Origin of the sequence: Bacteroides sp. PHL 2737 (assembly GCF_004115325.2) — a bacterium.
In the GTDB taxonomy this organism is placed as follows: domain Bacteria; phylum Bacteroidota; class Bacteroidia; order Bacteroidales; family Bacteroidaceae; genus Bacteroides; species Bacteroides hominis.
The window spans coordinates 200,530-218,435 of sequence record NZ_CP040630.1; the positions used below are offsets into that span (position 1 = coordinate 200,530).

General features: G+C 47.4%; 9 protein-coding genes, 2 tRNA genes and 3 rRNA genes. 8 read left to right on the plus strand and 6 right to left on the minus strand.

All coding sequences use genetic code 11. From position 1 onward, the window contains the following. Positions 1-127: 127 nt before the first annotated feature. The 6 genes from DBK98_RS00855 to DBK98_RS00880 all read right to left on the minus strand — a co-directional run bounded on the left by DBK98_RS00855 (position 128) and on the right by DBK98_RS00880 (position 5,980). Positions 128-574 (minus strand): hypothetical protein, encoded by a 447-nt coding sequence (locus tag DBK98_RS00855; RefSeq protein ID WP_032538256.1) that lies wholly within the window; start codon positions 572-574, stop codon positions 128-130. A 304-nt stretch (positions 575-878) separates the two neighbouring features. Then, positions 879-989, minus strand: a 5S ribosomal RNA gene (gene rrf / locus DBK98_RS00860). Positions 990-1,078: 89 nt separating this feature from the next. Beyond that, a 23S ribosomal RNA gene (locus tag DBK98_RS00865) occupies positions 1,079-3,966 on the minus strand. A 150-nt stretch (positions 3,967-4,116) separates the two neighbouring features. Beyond that, positions 4,117-4,193: transfer RNA gene (locus DBK98_RS00870), tRNA-Ala, on the minus strand. A gap of 26 nt (positions 4,194-4,219) precedes the next feature. Then, positions 4,220-4,296 (minus strand) — tRNA-Ile (locus tag DBK98_RS00875). A gap of 155 nt (positions 4,297-4,451) precedes the next feature. Further along, positions 4,452-5,980 (minus strand): 16S ribosomal RNA (locus DBK98_RS00880). The 16S, 23S and 5S rRNA genes sit together here with 2 tRNA genes alongside, the layout of an rRNA operon. Before the next feature lie 1,249 nt (positions 5,981-7,229). Between DBK98_RS00880 and DBK98_RS00885 the strand changes: the two genes are divergently transcribed. The 8 genes from DBK98_RS00885 to DBK98_RS00920 all read left to right on the plus strand — a co-directional run bounded on the left by DBK98_RS00885 (position 7,230) and on the right by DBK98_RS00920 (position 17,896). Beyond that, entirely contained in the window at positions 7,230-7,694 is a 465-nt protein-coding gene (locus tag DBK98_RS00885) for a beta-barrel fold lipoprotein (RefSeq protein WP_012055839.1), read from the plus strand. An 87-nt stretch (positions 7,695-7,781) separates the two neighbouring features. After that, on the plus strand, positions 7,782-10,778 hold the full coding sequence (locus DBK98_RS00890; RefSeq protein WP_008766550.1) for a TonB-dependent receptor: 2,997 nt from the start codon (positions 7,782-7,784) through the stop codon (positions 10,776-10,778). 19 nt (positions 10,779-10,797) lie between these two features. Next, the gene (locus tag DBK98_RS00895) at positions 10,798-12,402 is read left to right on the plus strand and encodes a RagB/SusD family nutrient uptake outer membrane protein (RefSeq protein WP_009291524.1); all 1,605 of its coding nucleotides are present in this window, start codon (positions 10,798-10,800) and stop codon (positions 12,400-12,402) included. 412 nt (positions 12,403-12,814) lie between these two features. Then, positions 12,815-13,219 carry a hypothetical protein gene (locus DBK98_RS00900; RefSeq protein ID WP_005798039.1) on the plus strand — a complete coding sequence of 135 codons (405 nt, stop codon included), beginning with the start codon at positions 12,815-12,817 and terminating at the stop codon, positions 13,217-13,219. Beyond that, positions 13,216-14,496: a DUF3440 domain-containing protein gene (locus tag DBK98_RS00905; RefSeq protein ID WP_005798037.1), complete on the plus strand. Its 1,281-nt coding sequence runs from the start codon at positions 13,216-13,218 to the stop codon at positions 14,494-14,496. Before DBK98_RS00900 ends, DBK98_RS00905 begins: the two co-directional genes overlap by 4 nt. Before the next feature lie 5 nt (positions 14,497-14,501). After that, complete coding sequence (locus tag DBK98_RS00910) at positions 14,502-15,023, plus strand: ParB/RepB/Spo0J family partition protein (RefSeq protein ID WP_005798034.1); 522 nt, start codon at positions 14,502-14,504, stop codon at positions 15,021-15,023. A gap of 106 nt (positions 15,024-15,129) precedes the next feature. After that, positions 15,130-15,462, plus strand: coding sequence for a hypothetical protein (locus DBK98_RS23070; protein WP_008640858.1), 333 nt, complete (start codon positions 15,130-15,132; stop codon positions 15,460-15,462). Positions 15,463-15,559: 97 nt separating this feature from the next. Then, a complete protein-coding gene (locus tag DBK98_RS00920; RefSeq protein WP_032536716.1) occupies positions 15,560-17,896 on the plus strand; it encodes a TonB-dependent receptor in 2,337 nt (778 codons plus the stop codon). The last annotated feature ends 10 nt before the right edge of the window (positions 17,897-17,906 follow it).

The window sequence follows — 17,906 nt, forward strand, 5'->3', positions numbered from 1 at the left end:
TTTGTTAAAGAATTTGTTATTAAGAATTAAAGTAAATACGATTAGACACACCGCAGTCCGACCCCTACAGCCTCATGCTAAAAATGAGGCTGCATTGTCAAACACAGCGAGTATATAAGATTGGGAATTAAATAAGGATACGTCTTAAAGCAAAGATGTAGTATTGACAGCTTATGGACGCATAATGTGGATCCTTATCCGAATAATAAGATTTACTTTGGTCTAATACCAACAAATTCTCTCTCAACAGGCACAATTTACGCATTGTGTCATTAAAAAGGTCAGAATCCTCAAGAATTCGACGAAGACGAAGATTATTAGTAGAAGAATATGTTTCAGAAACGGGTTTGAAACCTAATTCAACATCGGAGACAGACAAAGTTTGCGATTTATCAAAACCGGCAAAATCGCTACCACACCGATAAGAGTAATTAGCATCCAAAGAAGAGGATGAAACCTGGCAAGAAGTAACCGGGTTATGAGAGCATTCCATAATATTCAATGCATTGCCACTTATGCTAAATGATAGCATCAGTAGAACAAACATCAATATGAATTTTACAGAAGTTTTCATCGTTCTATTTTTATGGATAAACTCTCTTTTCGATTTTCGTGGCAAAAATAGTAACTTATTGTATAGTGTCACCATATTTCACATCTTTTAATTGCTAAAAATCGAACTCTACCATTAAAACACTCACAGCCGGTTTTTGTTTTAACTAAAAGATTCTTTCTTTTATATAAAAGATTAATCAAAGTAAAAAAGGTATAATGCAAATAAGTGATCCCCGCTTCTCCAAGCGCATGTCCCTCTTAGCCTATACCCCAAAAACAAGCATCCCCTCGTGTCTTCTGACCCGAGGGGATGAACTCTCTGAAAACGGCGACTACCTACTCTCCCACTGTTACGCAGTACCATCGGCGTGATCAGGCTTAACTTCTCTGTTCGGAATGGGAAGAGGTGGAACCCTGATGCTATAGTCACCTGAATAAGGCAGACATAATGTACAAAAGTAAACTTAGCCGTCTATCACCCGGATAGTAAAGCTAAACGGATATATAAACCATAAAGGACAATAAAAGAAAGTCATCGGGCAATTAGTAACGCTCGGCTGTGATGTTACCACCTGTACACCTGCGTCCTATCAACGTTGTAGTCTACAACGACCCTAAAAGAAATCTAATCTTGTGGCTGGCTTCGTACTTAGATGCTTTCAGCACTTATCCAATCCCGACTTAGATACCCGGCAATGCACCTGGCGGCACAACCGGTAAACCAGAGGTCAGTCCAACACGGTCCTCTCGTACTAGTGTCAGAGCCACGCAAATTTCATGCGCCCACGATAGATAGAGACCGAACTGTCTCACGACGTTCTGAACCCAGCTCGCGTGCCACTTTAATGGGCGAACAGCCCAACCCTTGGGACCTTCTCCAGCCCCAGGATGTGACGAGCCGACATCGAGGTGCCAAACCCCTCCGTCGATATGAGCTCTTGGGAGGGATCAGCCTGTTATCCCCGGAGTACCTTTTATCCTTTGAGCGATGTCCCTTCCATACGGAAACACCGGATCACTATGCTCTAGTTTCCTACCTGATCGACTTGTAAGTCTCCCAGTCAAGCGCCCTTATGCCATTACACTCTGCCGCCGGTTACCAATCGGCGTGAGGGCACCTTTAGAAGCCTCCGTTACACTTTTGGAGGCGACCACCCCAGTCAAACTACCCACCAAACAGTGTCCTCGCAAATGCGAGTTAGAACTCAAATAATCAAAGGGCCGTATTTCAACAGCGACTCCACAAATACTGGCGTACCTGCTTCAAAGTCTCCGGCCTATCCTACACATCAATTACCCAAATTCAATGTTAAGCTATAGTAAAGGTTCACGGGGTCTTTTCGTCCCATCGCGGGTAATCGGCATCTTCACCGATACTACAATTTCACTGAGCTCACGGTTGAGACAGTGTCCAGATCATTACACCATTCGTGCAGGTCGGAACTTACCCGACAAGGAATTTCGCTACCTTAGGACCGTTATAGTTACGGCCGCCGTTTACTGGGGCTTCAATTCAATGCTTCTCTTGCGATGACATCTCCTCTTAACCTTCCAGCACCGGGCAGGTGTCAGGCTGTATACGTGATCTTTCAATTTTGCACAGCCCTGTGTTTTTGTTAAACAGTTGCCTGGACCTATTCTCTGCGCCCTCCCGTCACCGGGTAGGGACCCTTTATCCCGAAGTTACAGGGTCAATTTGCCTAGTTCCTTAACCGTGATTCACTCAAGCGCCTGAGTATATTCAACCCGACTACGTGTGTCCGTTTGCGGTACGGGTACCATTAAGATTAAGTTTAGCGGATTTTCTTGGGAGTATGTTTACACGCACTATTACCGTTTTCCGAGGAAATTGGTATACTGTCAGGTTCGACTCTTATCCCGGATTTGCCTGGGATAATCAACATCTACACCCTTTAACGGACTATTCCGTCAGTCCGCGGCGTTGTCACTCCTCCGTCTCCACGTCACTCTTAATGCTAGTACAGGAATATTAACCTGTTCTGCCATCGGCATCACCGTTCGGCTGAGCCTTAGGACCCGACTAACCCTGATCCGATTAGCGTTGATCAGGAAACCTTAGTCTTGCGGCGAGGGGGTTTCTCACCCCCTTTATCGTTACTTATACCTACATTTGCTTTTCCACACGCTCCAGTAAAGCTCACGCTTAGCCTTCAACGCAGAGTGGAATGCTCCCCTACCGATACTTACGTATCCCATAGCTTCGGTAAAACACTTAATGCCCGATTATTATCCACGCCAAACTCCTCGACTAGTGAGCTGTTACGCACTCTTTAAATGAATGGCTGCTTCCAAGCCAACATCCTAGCTGTCTTAGCAATCTGACTTCGTTAGTTCAACTTAGTGTTTATTTGGGGACCTTAGCTGATGGTCTGGATTCTTCTCCTTTAGGACATGGACCTTAGCACCCATGCCCTCACTCCTGAGATCGAACTAATGCGCATTCGGAGTTTATCAAGACTTGATAGGCGGTGAAGCCCTCGCATCTTATCAGTCGCTCTACCTCACATTAGTAATTCTCAAGGCTGCACCTAAATGCATTTCGGGGAGTACGAGCTATCTCCAAGTTTGATTAGCCTTTCACCCCCACCCTCAGGTCATCCGGAAGCTTTTCAACGCTTATCGGTTCGGTCCTCCAGTTAGTGTTACCTAACCTTCAACCTGCCCAAGGGTAGATCACTTGGTTTCGCGTCTACTCCTTCCGACTATCCGCCCTGTTCAGACTCGCTTTCGCTTCGGATCCACATCTCAAGATGCTTAACCTTGCCGGAAAAAGTAACTCGTAGGTTCATTATGCAAAAGGCACGCCGTCACAACTTACGCTGCTCCGACCGCTTGTAGGCGCATGGTTTCAGGGACTATTTCACTCTTCTATTCGAAGTGCTTTTCACCTTTCCTTCACAGTACTGGTTCGCTATCGGTCTCTCGGGAGTATTTAGCCTTACCGGATGGTCCCGGCTGGTTCACGCAGAATTCCTCGTGCTCCGCGCTACTCAGGATACCACTACGCTTCAGTTACCTTAGAATACCGGGCTATCACCGTCTATGGCGCGGCTTTCCAGCCGCTTCTTCTCAATAACTTTCTTGCGAGAGCGTGGTCCTACAACCCCACACATGCCGTAACACGGGTGGTTTGGGCTATTCCCCGTTCGCTCGCCACTACTAGGGGAATCATTATTTATTTTCTTTTCCTGCAGGTACTAAGATGTTTCAGTTCCCTGCGTTAGCCTCCAACTTGGTTGGATGACATTCCTTCAGAATGCCGGGTTGTCCCATTCGGAAATCTTCGGATCAAAGGTTATTTGCACCTACCCGAAGCTTATCGCAGCTTATCACGTCCTTCATCGCCTCCGAGAGCCAAGGCATCCGCCATGCGCCCTTATTTACTTTCTTTTATCGCCAGGTTCATCTCCTTTTCTTAAAAAGGATCTGAACCAAATGGTTCGATATATACTTTTAGCTCTTACTAAATTTACTTTTTTTTGTACATCATGTCAAAGATCGTATGATAACATTCGGCAACTTGTGTTGCCAGCGTATCAATGGTGGAGAATAACGGATTCGAACCGTTGACCCTCTGCGTGCAAGGCAGATGCTCTAGCCAGCTGAGCTAATCCCCCAATCATACAAGATATCAATCTCGTCTTGGTAGTCCCAGGCAGAGTTGAACTGCCGACCTCTACATTATCAGTGTAGCGCTCTAACCAACTGAGCTATAGGACTAGTTCAACCGTGTCCTGTCTTAGACTCGGCTTCTGTTTTTCTCTTGTTTATCTCTATCTATATTGCTATAGACGGTCGATCTATATTCTATAAATAAACAAGTACCAGTAGTACAATTTTAGAACCGATGAACGTCGTTTTCAACATCGCTCCAGAAAGGAGGTGTTCCAGCCGCACCTTCCGGTACGGCTACCTTGTTACGACTTAGCCCCAGTCACCAGTTTTACCCTAGGACGCTCCTTGCGGTTACGTACTTCAGGTACCCCCGGCTCCCATGGCTTGACGGGCGGTGTGTACAAGGCCCGGGAACGTATTCACCGCGCCGTGGCTGATGCGCGATTACTAGCGAATCCAGCTTCACGAAGTCGGGTTGCAGACTTCGATCCGAACTGAGAGAGGCTTTTGGGATTAGCATCCTGTCACCAGGTAGCTGCCTTCTGTACCCCCCATTGTAACACGTGTGTAGCCCCGGACGTAAGGGCCGTGCTGATTTGACGTCATCCCCACCTTCCTCACATCTTACGACGGCAGTCTCTCCAGAGTCCTCAGCATGACCTGTTAGTAACTGAAGATAAGGGTTGCGCTCGTTATGGCACTTAAGCCGACACCTCACGGCACGAGCTGACGACAACCATGCAGCACCTTCACAGTGGTGATTGCTCACTGACATGTTTCCACATCATTCCACTGCAATTTAAGCCCGGGTAAGGTTCCTCGCGTATCATCGAATTAAACCACATGTTCCTCCGCTTGTGCGGGCCCCCGTCAATTCCTTTGAGTTTCACCGTTGCCGGCGTACTCCCCAGGTGGAATACTTAATGCTTTCGCTTGGCCGCTTACTGTATATCGCAAACAGCGAGTATTCATCGTTTACTGTGTGGACTACCAGGGTATCTAATCCTGTTTGATACCCACACTTTCGAGCATCAGTGTCAGTTGCAGTCCAGTGAGCTGCCTTCGCAATCGGAGTTCTTCGTGATATCTAAGCATTTCACCGCTACACCACGAATTCCGCCCACCTCTACTGTACTCAAGACTGACAGTATCAACTGCAATTTTACGGTTGAGCCGCAAACTTTCACAACTGACTTACCAGTCCACCTACGCTCCCTTTAAACCCAATAAATCCGGATAACGCTCGGATCCTCCGTATTACCGCGGCTGCTGGCACGGAGTTAGCCGATCCTTATTCATATTATACATACAAAACAGTATACATACTGCACTTTATTCTAATATAAAAGAAGTTTACAACCCATAGGGCAGTCATCCTTCACGCTACTTGGCTGGTTCAGGCTCGCGCCCATTGACCAATATTCCTCACTGCTGCCTCCCGTAGGAGTTTGGACCGTGTCTCAGTTCCAATGTGGGGGACCTTCCTCTCAGAACCCCTATCCATCGAAGGCTTGGTGGGCCGTTACCTCACCAACAACCTAATGGAACGCATCCCCATCCTTTACCGGAATCCTTTAATAATCAAACCATGCGGAATGATTATCCCATCGGGTATTAATCTTTCTTTCGAAAGGCTATCCCCGAGTAAAGGGCAGGTTGGATACGTGTTACTCACCCGTGCGCCGGTCGCCAGCAAAGAAAGCAAGCTTTCTTCCTGATGCCCCTCGACTTGCATGTGTTAAGCCTGTAGCTAGCGTTCATCCTGAGCCAGGATCAAACTCTTCATTGTAAAAGTATTGTTATATATCCCAATAAGGGACAATATTAGCTCTGTTCAGGATGTCGAAAATTTATTGACGGTCATTTTTCATATACCTATATAATAAGTATTGACGGTTCTAAATTTACTTGTACTACTTGTATTGTTTATCAATTTTTCAAAGAACTCTTCTTTCGATTGCGCTTCGTTTTAAAAGCGGGTGCAAAGGTAAAAGGTTTATTTTAAAACACCAAATGTTTTGGAAGTTTTTTTTTTAAAATGTTTTCCCGGTCTGCTCTCTGGCTCTCTTAGCGAAAGGGGAAAGGCACCGGAATAAAACGCCTTTTATCGCGAATCGGACTGCAAAGATAACGAATTTTAATATTAAACTCCAAAGAAAAAGGAGATTATTTTAGTTATCCGTTAAGGCAATCAATACGCGCCTGCAACATGTCAATTTCAATCGGCTCTCCGTCTCTTGGAAAGCGGGTGCAAAAGTACGCGATTTACCAATACAAGGCAAATATATAAGGAAGTTTTTTTGAATAAAAACTAAGATTTTCTTTTAATCGGCTGATTGATAAAGCGTAAAGAGCGATAAGCCTGGTAATTGGTAGCGATTTGGTAGCGGTGCTAATTTCAGTGCATTGCTTTGCTTCACTTTTAGAACTGATACAAATATACTAATTTTGACCGAAAAAGAAAAAAACAGGAGATTTTTAGTTTTCTGTGTAAACGGAAAAACAAGAAAAGTGTAAGTAACAGAATAAGTGCAAAAAAGGATTTGCACCTATTCTTGTTACTAAAAATGTAAATCATTGATTTTTAGGATGTAATTCATTGGTGCAAGGTGCAGCTATATACAGATATAGCTGCACCTTGCACCAATGAATTGACTTGTCCTAAAATAACCTTACAGCTCCTCTCTATTTCTCTTATTATACTTTGACACATTACATGAAACATAGAAATTTGCCATAATCATCTCCTTTGTAATATAAATCTAAGGTATTTTTATTTGATGTATTTATCTTATTGTATAATATTTTGTTTATATATTCCAAACTATTAGGCCATATTGATAAATTATAGGGCTAAAATGATAATCAATAATATTTTATCTTGTTTTTTCTTTGCACAATAAATAATGGGCTGCGTATTATATTCAATAAATATATTGTTGTTAATTAGATAATTTGTTTGCCTTAGATGATTAATATTCTTCTTGGCAAGATTTATAGATATATTATTTTTATCAATTATTGTTGTAAATATAAATATGAAAAGTAAATTCACATTATGGAGTGTTGTATTGCTCTTGGCCGGATTTATATTTGTAGGATGTGACAATGAACGAACGGAAAACGCATCTGATTTTCAGACAGGAATTCATAAAATTGTAATCCAACAGTCCGGTGACACAGATTCATTTGAAGTGAGTGTAAGTATCGGTGGTGCTGACAAGGGTGGTCCCGCCAAGTTGTACAATGACAAGGGAGAATACATTGGTGATTCCTATTCTGCCCAAATAAGGACGGCAACTATGTCCTGTTGTACAAATGGGAATGCGTTTTTCATGACCTGTGCCGGTTCGGTTTCCAGTATCTCGGAGGCGGGTAAACGGCTTCATATAACAGTAATAGGCTACATTGACGACAAGGAGGTTAACCGTTTGGAAAAAGAATATATAACAGATGGTAATACCCTTATTGAAACTTTCAGCGTTTCAACCAAGGAGATATGATCCGGGTAGAATACAGAACTTGTATTGAAAAGAGCATAACGCCTGAACATGTTTCTTATCGAACTTTTTTTCCTAACTAAATAATTTATGAATACACTTCAAAAAACAGCGGGAGCAATTCTGTCGCTCTCGCTATTGTGTGGGATGCAGGTTTATGCGTTCCCTGACTACCCTTCCCTGAGGGGACAAATTATCGAACAGAGTGATATCTGTCAAGGAGTTGTCAAAGATGCCAATGGCGAAAGCATTATCGGCGCATCCGTACTTGTCAAAGGGACGACAAACGGCAGCATTACGGGACTTGACGGTGATTTTTCCCTTAGGAACGTAAAAAAAGGGGATATAATTGTTGTTTCTTATGTCGGCTATCAGAGCCAGGAAATAGCCTGGACAGGTGAACCGTTAAACATCGTTTTGAAGGAAGATGCCGAAGTCCTTGACGAGGTGGTTGTTATTGGCTATGGTGCTGTAAGAAAAGCGGATATGGCCGGTTCCGTAGCCGTGCTGGACAACAAAAATTTCAAGGACCAGCCTATAACCCAGGTTGCAGACGCTCTTCAGGGGCGTGTCAGTGGCGTTCATGTTGAGAACAGCGGCGTCCCCGGGGGAAGCGTGAAAATCCGCATCCGCGGTGCTAACTCCATCAGCAAAAGCAACGACCCTTTGTATGTGGTTGACGGAATCGTCCGCGAAAGCGGTTTGGACGGTATCAATCCCGAGGACATCCGTTCGATGCAGGTTCTCAAAGATGCATCGTCCACTGCCATATACGGTTCCAGGGGTTCGAACGGGGTCGTTCTGATCACTACCAAGATTGGTAAGGCCGGTGTGCGTGAAATTATGTTCGACGCATCAGTGGGAGTTTCCAATGTATATAAGAGATACGATATCCTTGGAGCATACGATTATGCTCTGGCGCTCAAGGAGGTCAAAGGTATTGATTTCTCAAACGAAGAGATGCAATCCTATCAGAACGGAACGGGGGGCATCGACTGGCAGGATGAGATTTTCCGTACGGGGATCACCCAGAATTACAAGTTGGCTCTTTCCAATGGTAGCGAGAAGACCCAATATTACATTTCCGCCAACTACATGAGCCAGGAAGGTGTGGTCATTGAATCGAAGAACGAGCGTTATCAGGCGAAGGCGAATCTTTCCTCACAGCTTACCGACTGGCTGCATATCACGGCTGACATCAATGCTTCCCACGGTGTGCGTCGCGGGGGATCTTTTGCCTCCGGTAAGGATAATCCGATCTGGATTGCTTTGAACTATTCGCCTACCATGACGATGATGGCCGAAAACGGGAACTATAACACCGATACTTATAATTCCATAGCTTCCAACCCGGTCGGTATCCTAAAGTTGCAGTCGGGAGAGACAATGACCAATGTTTTCAACGGACGTGTTGATTTGCGCCTTGATATAATGAAGGGGCTGACATTCACCACAACCAATGGCGTGGACTATTATGACGGGAAAAGTTATAGTTTCAGCTCCAAACGAGTGGGGACCAAGAGTGGTATGGGCAATAACGATACTTATCGTCTGATGCTGCAAAGCTCCAACAATCTGACATATACAGGTTCCTGGAATGACCATCATCTGACAGCCACGGCTGTATATGAGGTGACCTCCTCCGAAACCAGGACAATGGGTATAACCGGTAACAACCTGCTGACCGAGGGTGTGGGCTGGTGGAATGTGGGTATGGCTTCCTCTCGTGATGCAAACAATGGTTACGAGCAATGGGCGCTGATGTCGGGAGTGGCCCGTGTCATGTACAATTTTAAGGATCGTTATATGCTTACCGGAACATTTCGTGCCGACGGTTCTTCTCGCTTTGCCAAAAAGAAATGGGGGTACTTTCCTTCTATTGCCGCAGCTTGGACGTTGAGCAATGAGGATTTCATGAAGGATGTTTCCTCGGTTCAGGACATTAAACTTCGCGCCAGTTATGGTATTGTGGGTAGCCAGGCCATCAGTCCTTACGCGACCATGGGCCTTATGAGTGCTACTGCATACAATTTTGGAACCAACAGTAATTTTACCGGTTATTGGGCAAATGACATAGCGACTCCCGAGCTTACGTGGGAGAAGACCAAGCAGTTCGACCTGGGTCTGGAGTTCTCCCTGTTCGACAGGCGGCTGAATTTCAGTGTGGACTATTTCTATAAGCGTACTACAGATGCGTTGCTTAAAAGAAGTATCCCCGGATATGTCGGCGGTAACTCTTTTTGGGTGAATGACGGCGAAATCAGTAATCGTGGTATTGATTTGAGCGTGACCGCCCGGATTATGCAGAATGACCGGTTCCAATGGACCTCCACCTTGAACGGTACTTATTTGAAGAACCGCGTGGAACGCCTTTCCGGTGGTGAGAATGATTTCATCAACGGCTCCAGTCCGGCTGCCGGTATGGTTGATTATGCCACCATTATCAAGCCGGGTGAGGCCATCGGTACTTTTTGGGGATATGAATGGACCGGCTTGGATGAAAACGGACATGACACTTACACGGATGTAGATGGAAATCAGATGATAGACGGTGGCGACCGCAAGGTCATCGGCAAGGCCAATCCCGATTTCACCCTGGGATGGAATAACTCCCTGTCTTATAAAAACTGGGATCTGAACCTGTTCTTCAACGGATCTTTCGGAGCCAAACGTTTGAATCTTGTAAGATATACGATGGCTTCGGCCGAAGGGAATTCCCGCTTTGTAACTCTGGCAGACGCCTATCTGAAGGGATTCGACAAGATTGGCTCTTCGGCAACATACCCGAGCCTGACCGAAGGTGGAAATAATCTGCAGCCGGTTTCAACCAAATGGCTGGAGAACGCGGACTTCCTTCGTCTGGAGAATATCAGTCTTTCATACACTTTCCCCAAAAAGACAACGGGATTCGCTGATTTGCGGCTTACTTTCAGCTGTCAGAACCTTTTTACAATAACCGGGTACAAGGGGATGGATCCGGCCGGTACTACCTTCTCGAACAGCAGCGTTGACGTTGACGCGGGTATTGACATGGGAGCCTATCCTTCCCCAAGAACATTCACATTCGGTCTCCGGATGAATTTTTAAATCTAAAATAGAAGAACTTATGAAAATAAAAATAATAGCAGGCACTATGGTTGCCCTGTCATTTTCACTGATGTCGTGCAGTGATTTCTTAACGGAAGATCCCAGGGGAAAACTCACTCCGGAAAACTTCTTCTCTACCCAGGATGAATTGAACATGAGCATATATGCCCTTTACCAGAAAGTCAATCTTTCACAGGTATATACGAACATGCAGCTGCCCCAGTGGCAGGGGGATGATATAACGACCAATCCGGGGAGCAACAAACAGCCTGCCGCAGAAATGGACAAGTTTGCCGCAGCAAACAACAACAAGGGTGTCAAAGATGCGTGGAACATGCATTATGCCATTGTAAAGGCTGCCAATTTGATCATACAGGGGGCTTCTAAAACACCTACCACTCAAGATGAGATAAATATCGCCCTCGGGCAGGCTAAATTCTGGAGGGCATACGCTTATTTTACCCTGGTGCGACTTTGGGGACCGCTGCCGATGAATCTGGACAATGTCAACGATGATTATACCAAACCTCTATCCCCCGTGGAAGAAGTGTATGGTCATATTGTGCAGGACCTGACCGAAGCTGAGGCCGTATTGCCTACGGGTTACAGTGGCAGCCCCCGCTTTCTGAACGGAGTGAATGTGTATGTAACCCGGCAGGCAGCCAAATCTACTTTGGCAGCAGTGTATATGGCTATGGCCGGCTGGCCGATGAACAAAACGGAATATTACGCAAAGGCTGCTGAAAAGGCGAAGGAGGTCATTGAGGGTGTGAACAGAGGTGAATACGAGTATAAGCTCGATAAGGATTACAAAGATGTGTATGCTATGAGCAATAACTATAATAATGAGACGGTGCTCGGCATAAATTATTCACCGTTCGTGGATTGGGCACAGGATTCGGAGCTTACTTCATGTAACCAGTTTGAATCGCTGGGCGGCTGGGGAGACGCCTGGGGTGAAATTCGTTTCTGGAAGGAGTTTCCTGACGGTCCGAGAAAAGATGCGACTTATGATCCCAAGATTCGTCTGAAAGACGGAACGTTGGTTGACTGGTGGGAGTTGAAGGAGGACGGTACCCCTGTCGTTCCGGAACATCACCCCATGTTCAGTATATTCTCCGTCAACTGGGATCCTGCGTCAAAAGTGAATACCAGTGCCCCGTATGATTATACAAAACCGGCCAGTCAGAACATGTGTAATGACCATCGGCATAGAATCATTCGTTATTCGGAGGTTTTGTTGTGGTATGCGGAAGCCAAGGCCAGGACGGGGCAGACGGACGAGTTGGCATTCAAGTGTCTGAATGATGTCCGCGAGCGTGCCGGACTGGAACCGCTCACCGGACTTTCTGCAGATGACCTTGCCGAAGCGGCTTATAAGGAGCATGGTTGGGAGGTGGCAGGCTACTGGGTGGCCCTTGTCACACGCCGTGCGGACCAGTTCCGTATGAACAGACTGAAAGACACCTTTAAGGAAAGAGCGGAGAACACGGCTGTTGAAGTCGCCGACGGGATCCTGGTAAAGGAGTCTGTAGAATATACGAACAGGACATGGAGTGACAATCTGATGTATCTTCCATATCCTGATATGGATTCCCAGAAAAACCCGAATCTGGTAAGGTGATTTTTTATTTTAAGCCAGAGGGCACCCGCCAATCACCAGTTGATTGGCGGGTCGCTCCTCTGATTTTCAATGTATAATTTTTTAATATCATGTACTAAATTTTGAATTGTTTTTTCCGTGTTCTCTGCTCCTGCCTTTCCGGTCATATGTTTTCGGAAAGAAGGGTATGTGACCTGCACGTGACTTTTGAGCTGATAGGGGAATGGGGTGTGGAGATCGTTCCCGTGGCATTATTGTTCATTCTTATGTTTTTCTCCCTTTTGGAAACTCAGGAGGTATCATTCCCGTCCCCATTGATATCCATGTTTGCGGATAGTCATTTGTAACGTGCTTGCGGCATGATAATGCCGGAAATCATGGACAAACGCATAATAGGTACACATTCGATTTTTAGTAATAACGGATTGGAATCATGAACATTCTGAAGTTACAAGGATTGGACGGTCGGCTTTTTGACCTTGTCGCGCCTTTGGTAATGAACCCGGCCGTATTGCGGCAAAATAATAATTACCCTTTCAAAACGACGCGTAACCATGTCTGGTACATTGCCATGGATGAGCAAAGGGTGTTGGGATTCATGCCCGTGAAAATGACCTTGACAAACAATTGCATAGATAACTACTATATTAGCGGGGATAACTCCTCTGTAATAGAGGTGTTATTGGACCGTATTATCCATGATTTTTCTTCTGATGGTTCCCTTGTGGCCGTTGTACACGAACGCCACGTGGAAGACTTTTCAATGAAGAATTTTATCCCCTGTGTCGAGTGGAAGAAGTATGTCAAGATGCGTTATCATGAAGGAGGTGGGGCATGATGCGCCGGATGGATGTCCACGAGGCCGCCAACCGGAGATTGAAGATCATCTTTGACTATTTTGATTACGTGTATGTCTCTTTTTCCGGTGGCAAGGATAGCGGTATCCTTCTCCATTTGTGCATGGATTATATCCGCATGCATGCACCCGGTAGAAAACTGGGTGTGTTCCACATGGATTACGAGGTGCAGTACCGCCAGAGCACGGAGTACGTGGAAAGGATGTTTTCCAACAACCGGGATATCCTTGAAGTGTTCCACTGTTGTGTCCCCTTCAAGGTACCCACATGTACTTCCATGTACCAGCAGTACTGGCGTCCCTGGCAAGAGGGGTACCAGAATATCTGGGTTCGCCAGATGCCGGGCACCGCTCTTACCGTGAAAGATTTTGATTTCTGGAACGACAGCCTGTGGGATTACGACTTCCAGTCTCTTTTCCCTTCCTGGATACGTCGTAAGAAGGGATGCAAGCGTGTTTGCTGCCTCGTGGGGATCCGCACGCAGGAGAGCTTCAACCGGTGGCGGGCGATTCATTCCGACAAGAATTACCGTAAGCTGGCCAACTACAAGTGGACTCACCGTGTAGGATATTACACTTATAACGCCTACCCGATATACGACTGGAAGACAACGGACGTGTGGACGGGGTATGCCCGGTATGGTTGGGATTATAACCGTTTGTATGACTTGTATTACCAGGCCGGGATTCCCTTGTCCCGCCAGAGGGTGGCCAGCCCGTTTATCTCACAGGCCGTTTCGACCCTACATCTTTATAAAGTTATTGATCCGGATACCTGGGGACGCATGGTCAGCCGGGTCAACGGCGTCAGTTTCGCCGGAATGTACGGGAACACGGTTGCGATGGGCTGGCGCTCCATCAGTTGTCCGGACGGGTTCACGTGGAAAGAGTACATGTACTTCCTCCTTGACACGCTTCCCCGGGCGACAAGGGAGAACTACCTGGAGAAACTGAGGGTGAGCCAGAAATTCTGGAGAGAAAAAGGAGGCTGCCTGGGAGAGGAAACGATCGGGAAGCTGCGTGCGGCCGGTGTACCGTTCACGGTGGAAGAATGCACGACATACCGGACTGACAAGAGGCCCGTCCGCATGGAGTATATAGACGAGATAGATATCCCTGAATTTCGTGAAATACCCACTTACAAACGAATGTGCGTCTGCATCCTGAAAAACGATCATACCTGCAAGTATATGGGTTTCACGCAGACCAAACGGGAGAGGGAGATGAAAGAGAGAGTTTTGAAAAGATATAAATTGTGATTGTCATGTCAAGTTTTAAAAGTCCGGCGTATAACGTCAAGGCCGTGCCAGTCGAGAAAATCGTGGCCAACAGCTATAACCCGAATGTCGTTGCTCCCCCGGAGATGAAGCTGTTGGAACTGTCCATCTGGGAAGACGGTTACACGATGCCCCTCGTGTGTTATTACCGGGAAGAAGAGGATATCTACGAGCTGGTTGACGGTTACCACCGCTATCTGGTTATGAAAACATCCGTCAGGATTTACAAGCGCGAGAACGGATTGCTGCCTGTAACGGTCATAAACAAAGACATCTCGAACAGGATGGCCTCGACTATCCGTCATAACAGGGCCAGGGGAATGCACTCGCTGGAACTTATGACAGGTATTGTGGCGGAACTGTCAAAATCGGGTATGTCCGACAGCTGGATCATGCGCAACATAGGCATGGACAAGAACGAGTTACTCCGTTTCAAACAAATCTCAGGTCTGGCTGAATTGTTTCGTGACAGGAGTTTCGGGCTCTCGGACGACTGGTTGGAGGAATAAAACGGTCTGTCTGGTATCCGTAACAAATATACATGGTGTTTATGCTTGCAAATCATTATTTGTAGGTATTGCGAGTGATGATTAAAACCGTTAATTTTGCAAACTAATGGATCGTACGAAAAAAAGACAGAGACAGCGGGCTGTCATAGCATGTATGTTGTTGCTGACATTGATGCCCTTTTTCCTCGTGAAAGCTTTTCATGTTCACGGGGAACATTCGTGCGTATCCCATAACGAACAGGGACACTCCCGTCACGATTCTCCTGAAAATTGTACCATCTGTCTCTTTACGCTCTCCCCGTTTGTCGAGGCAGGGATTTTTATATACGATTATATTCCGACTGGCAGGCCTGTAAGGTATCTTATCTCCGGGGAAACAGATGTCATCGTCATTCTTTTCCCGCATTTCCTCCGTGCACCCCCTGTGTGTTTGTCATAACTCCCTTGAGGGATTCGCATGCCATCACTGTGATTGCGTGCAGGGGCTTTTCATGTCCTGTCTTAACAGATTATAACCCGTTTATATTTTTTCAAGTATGACATTTCATGCATATCTCCAGTATGTGTGCCTGCTTGTTGTCTGCCTATGTACCCTCCCTTCTCCCATGGAAGCACGGGTACAGGCTGACCGGCAATCGACGGGTACACGCGATACTCTGCTGGTCATTGACCGGGAAAGCGGGCTTCCCATTGAAGGGGCCTATATCCTGACCAGGGAACGGTTACTTGTCAGCTCCCCCCGTGGAATGATTGTTTTCGGTCATGGAACGTGTTTCATGGATACGGTCCTCGTGCAGTGCCTGGGTTACGGTTCCCGGCGTGTGCCTTTGAACGAGGTATTCAAAGAAAGCAGCATACATACCGTATGTCTCTCCCCGGACATACAAAAACTCGGGGAAGTGGTCGTGACCGGTGAACGTGCCGGGGCGTCACCCAACGTGGTGAGCCGGCGCCTTTCATCTCCCGAGATCAGGAACGCGCTGGGAACCTCGCTTGCCACCCTGCTCGAACGTGTCAGCGGGGTAAGTTCCATCAGCACGGGAACCACTGTATCCAAACCCGTTATCCAAGGAATGTACGGGAACCGGATACTGATCATCCATAACGGTGCCCGCCAGACCGGGCAGCAATGGGGGGCCGACCACGCTCCCGAAGTGGACATGAACGGCAGCTCCTCTGTTTCGGTAATCAAGGGCTCCGATGCGGTAAGATACGGTTCGGATGCCCTTGGAGGGATTATCGTCATGGAGCAGTCTCCGCTTCCTTTCAGAAAACGCTCCCTTCAAGGGGGAATCTCCGCACTTTACGGAAGTAACGGGCGTCGCTACGTGGCTACCGGACAGCTCGAAGGTGCTTTTCCCGGTGATTTCGCCTGGCGTCTGCAGGGAACCTGGTCAAATTCCGGGGACCGTTCCACTGCGCACTATCTTCTGAACAACACGGGAACCAGAGAGTATCACGCTTCCGCCTCTCTGGGCTATGACCGCGGACGTCTGAGAGTGGAAGGTTTCTACAGCCGCTTCTACAGCCGGACAGGGGTGATGCTCAGCGCCCAGATGGGGAGCGAGGACCTGCTGGCGGAACGTATCCGGCTTGGTCGCCCCCTGCACACGGATCCCTTCTCCCGTGGTATCAGGGCTCCCTGCCAGGAGGTCACCCATCAGATCACATTCGGCAGGATGCGGCTCGGCATGAAGAAGGGGGGAAGTATTCACTGGCAAAGTACCTGGCAGAAGGACGATAGGCAGGAAAACCGTGTCCGGCGGCTGGATTCTAACATTCCGGCGGTTTCCCTGCACCTGAATTCATTCCAGCATCTTCTGCGTTGGAAGCGGGATTACCGCTCCTGGCAAGTCGAGGCGGGAGGTCAGGTCATGTTCATCGAGAACCACAGCCGCGCGGGTACCGGATTCGTGCCCGTTATCCCGAACTACACGGAGACACAGGCAGGGATATACGGAATCGGGAAATATCACCTGGCCAGGGGAGGCGTTGAAGCAGGCCTCCGCCTGGATATGCAGGAAACCCGTGCCAGTGGTTATGACTGGACGGGAAGCCCCTATGGCGGGACAAGAAAGTTTAACAACGTGTCCTACAGCCTGGGAGGACACTATCAACTTTCCAGACGCTGGAGGCTCACCTCCAACTTCGGTCTGGCTTGGCGTGCCCCTCACGTGTATGAACTGTACAGCAACGGGAACGAGCTCGGGTCTGGGATGTTTGTCAGGGGAGACTCTGCGATGCACTCGGAAAGAAGCTACAAATGGATATCTTCCCTCCGTTACGGCGACGGGATGTTCAGCGTCTGTCTGGACGGTTACCTGCAATGGGTGGACGGCTATATCTATGACGGGCCGGAGAAAGAGACAGTCACCGTGATTTCGGGAGCATACCCGGTCTTCCAGTACAGGCAGACCCCGGCTTTCTTCCGCGGTATGGACTTTGACCTGCGTTTCACTCCGGGCGGTTCATGGGACTACCATGCCGTCGTCTCCTTTATACGGGCAAACGAACGGACAAAGGGTAATTATCTTCCTTATATTCCCTCCTTCCGTTTCAGCCATGAACTTGCGTGGATACACGAGACGAAATCGCATCTCAGGCTGCGTCTGAACATCAGGCACCGTTTCACCGCAAAACAGAGGCGGTTTGATCCGGACACGGATCTTATCCCGTATACTCCCCCGGCGTACCATCTCCTCGGGTTCGACGCTGCTCTTGAACTTCCCGTGAAACGGGGACACCAGGTCCGGTTCATGCTGTCGGCAGACAACCTCCTGAATCGTGAGTACAAGGAATACACCAACCGCTCGCGTTACTATGCGCATGATATGGGACGTGATGTGCGTTGCGGTGTAAACTGGATTTTTTAATTTATAACAA

What these genes read in the sequence shown, in the direction of transcription:
- DBK98_RS00855 (WP_032538256.1), bottom strand. Translation starts at nt 574, where the DNA reads ATGAAAACTTCTGTAAAATTCATATTGATGTTTGTTCTACTGATGCTA.
- DBK98_RS00885 (WP_012055839.1), top strand. Translation starts at nt 7,230, where the DNA reads ATGAAAAGTAAATTCACATTATGGAGTGTTGTATTGCTCTTGGCCGGA.
- DBK98_RS00890 (WP_008766550.1), top strand. Translation starts at nt 7,782, where the DNA reads ATGAATACACTTCAAAAAACAGCGGGAGCAATTCTGTCGCTCTCGCTA.
- DBK98_RS00895 (WP_009291524.1), top strand. Translation starts at nt 10,798, where the DNA reads ATGAAAATAAAAATAATAGCAGGCACTATGGTTGCCCTGTCATTTTCA.
- DBK98_RS00900 (WP_005798039.1), top strand. Translation starts at nt 12,815, where the DNA reads ATGAACATTCTGAAGTTACAAGGATTGGACGGTCGGCTTTTTGACCTT.
- DBK98_RS00905 (WP_005798037.1), top strand. Translation starts at nt 13,216, where the DNA reads ATGATGCGCCGGATGGATGTCCACGAGGCCGCCAACCGGAGATTGAAG.
- DBK98_RS00910 (WP_005798034.1), top strand. Translation starts at nt 14,502, where the DNA reads ATGTCAAGTTTTAAAAGTCCGGCGTATAACGTCAAGGCCGTGCCAGTC.
- DBK98_RS23070 (WP_008640858.1), top strand. Translation starts at nt 15,130, where the DNA reads ATGGATCGTACGAAAAAAAGACAGAGACAGCGGGCTGTCATAGCATGT.
- DBK98_RS00920 (WP_032536716.1), top strand. Translation starts at nt 15,560, where the DNA reads ATGACATTTCATGCATATCTCCAGTATGTGTGCCTGCTTGTTGTCTGC.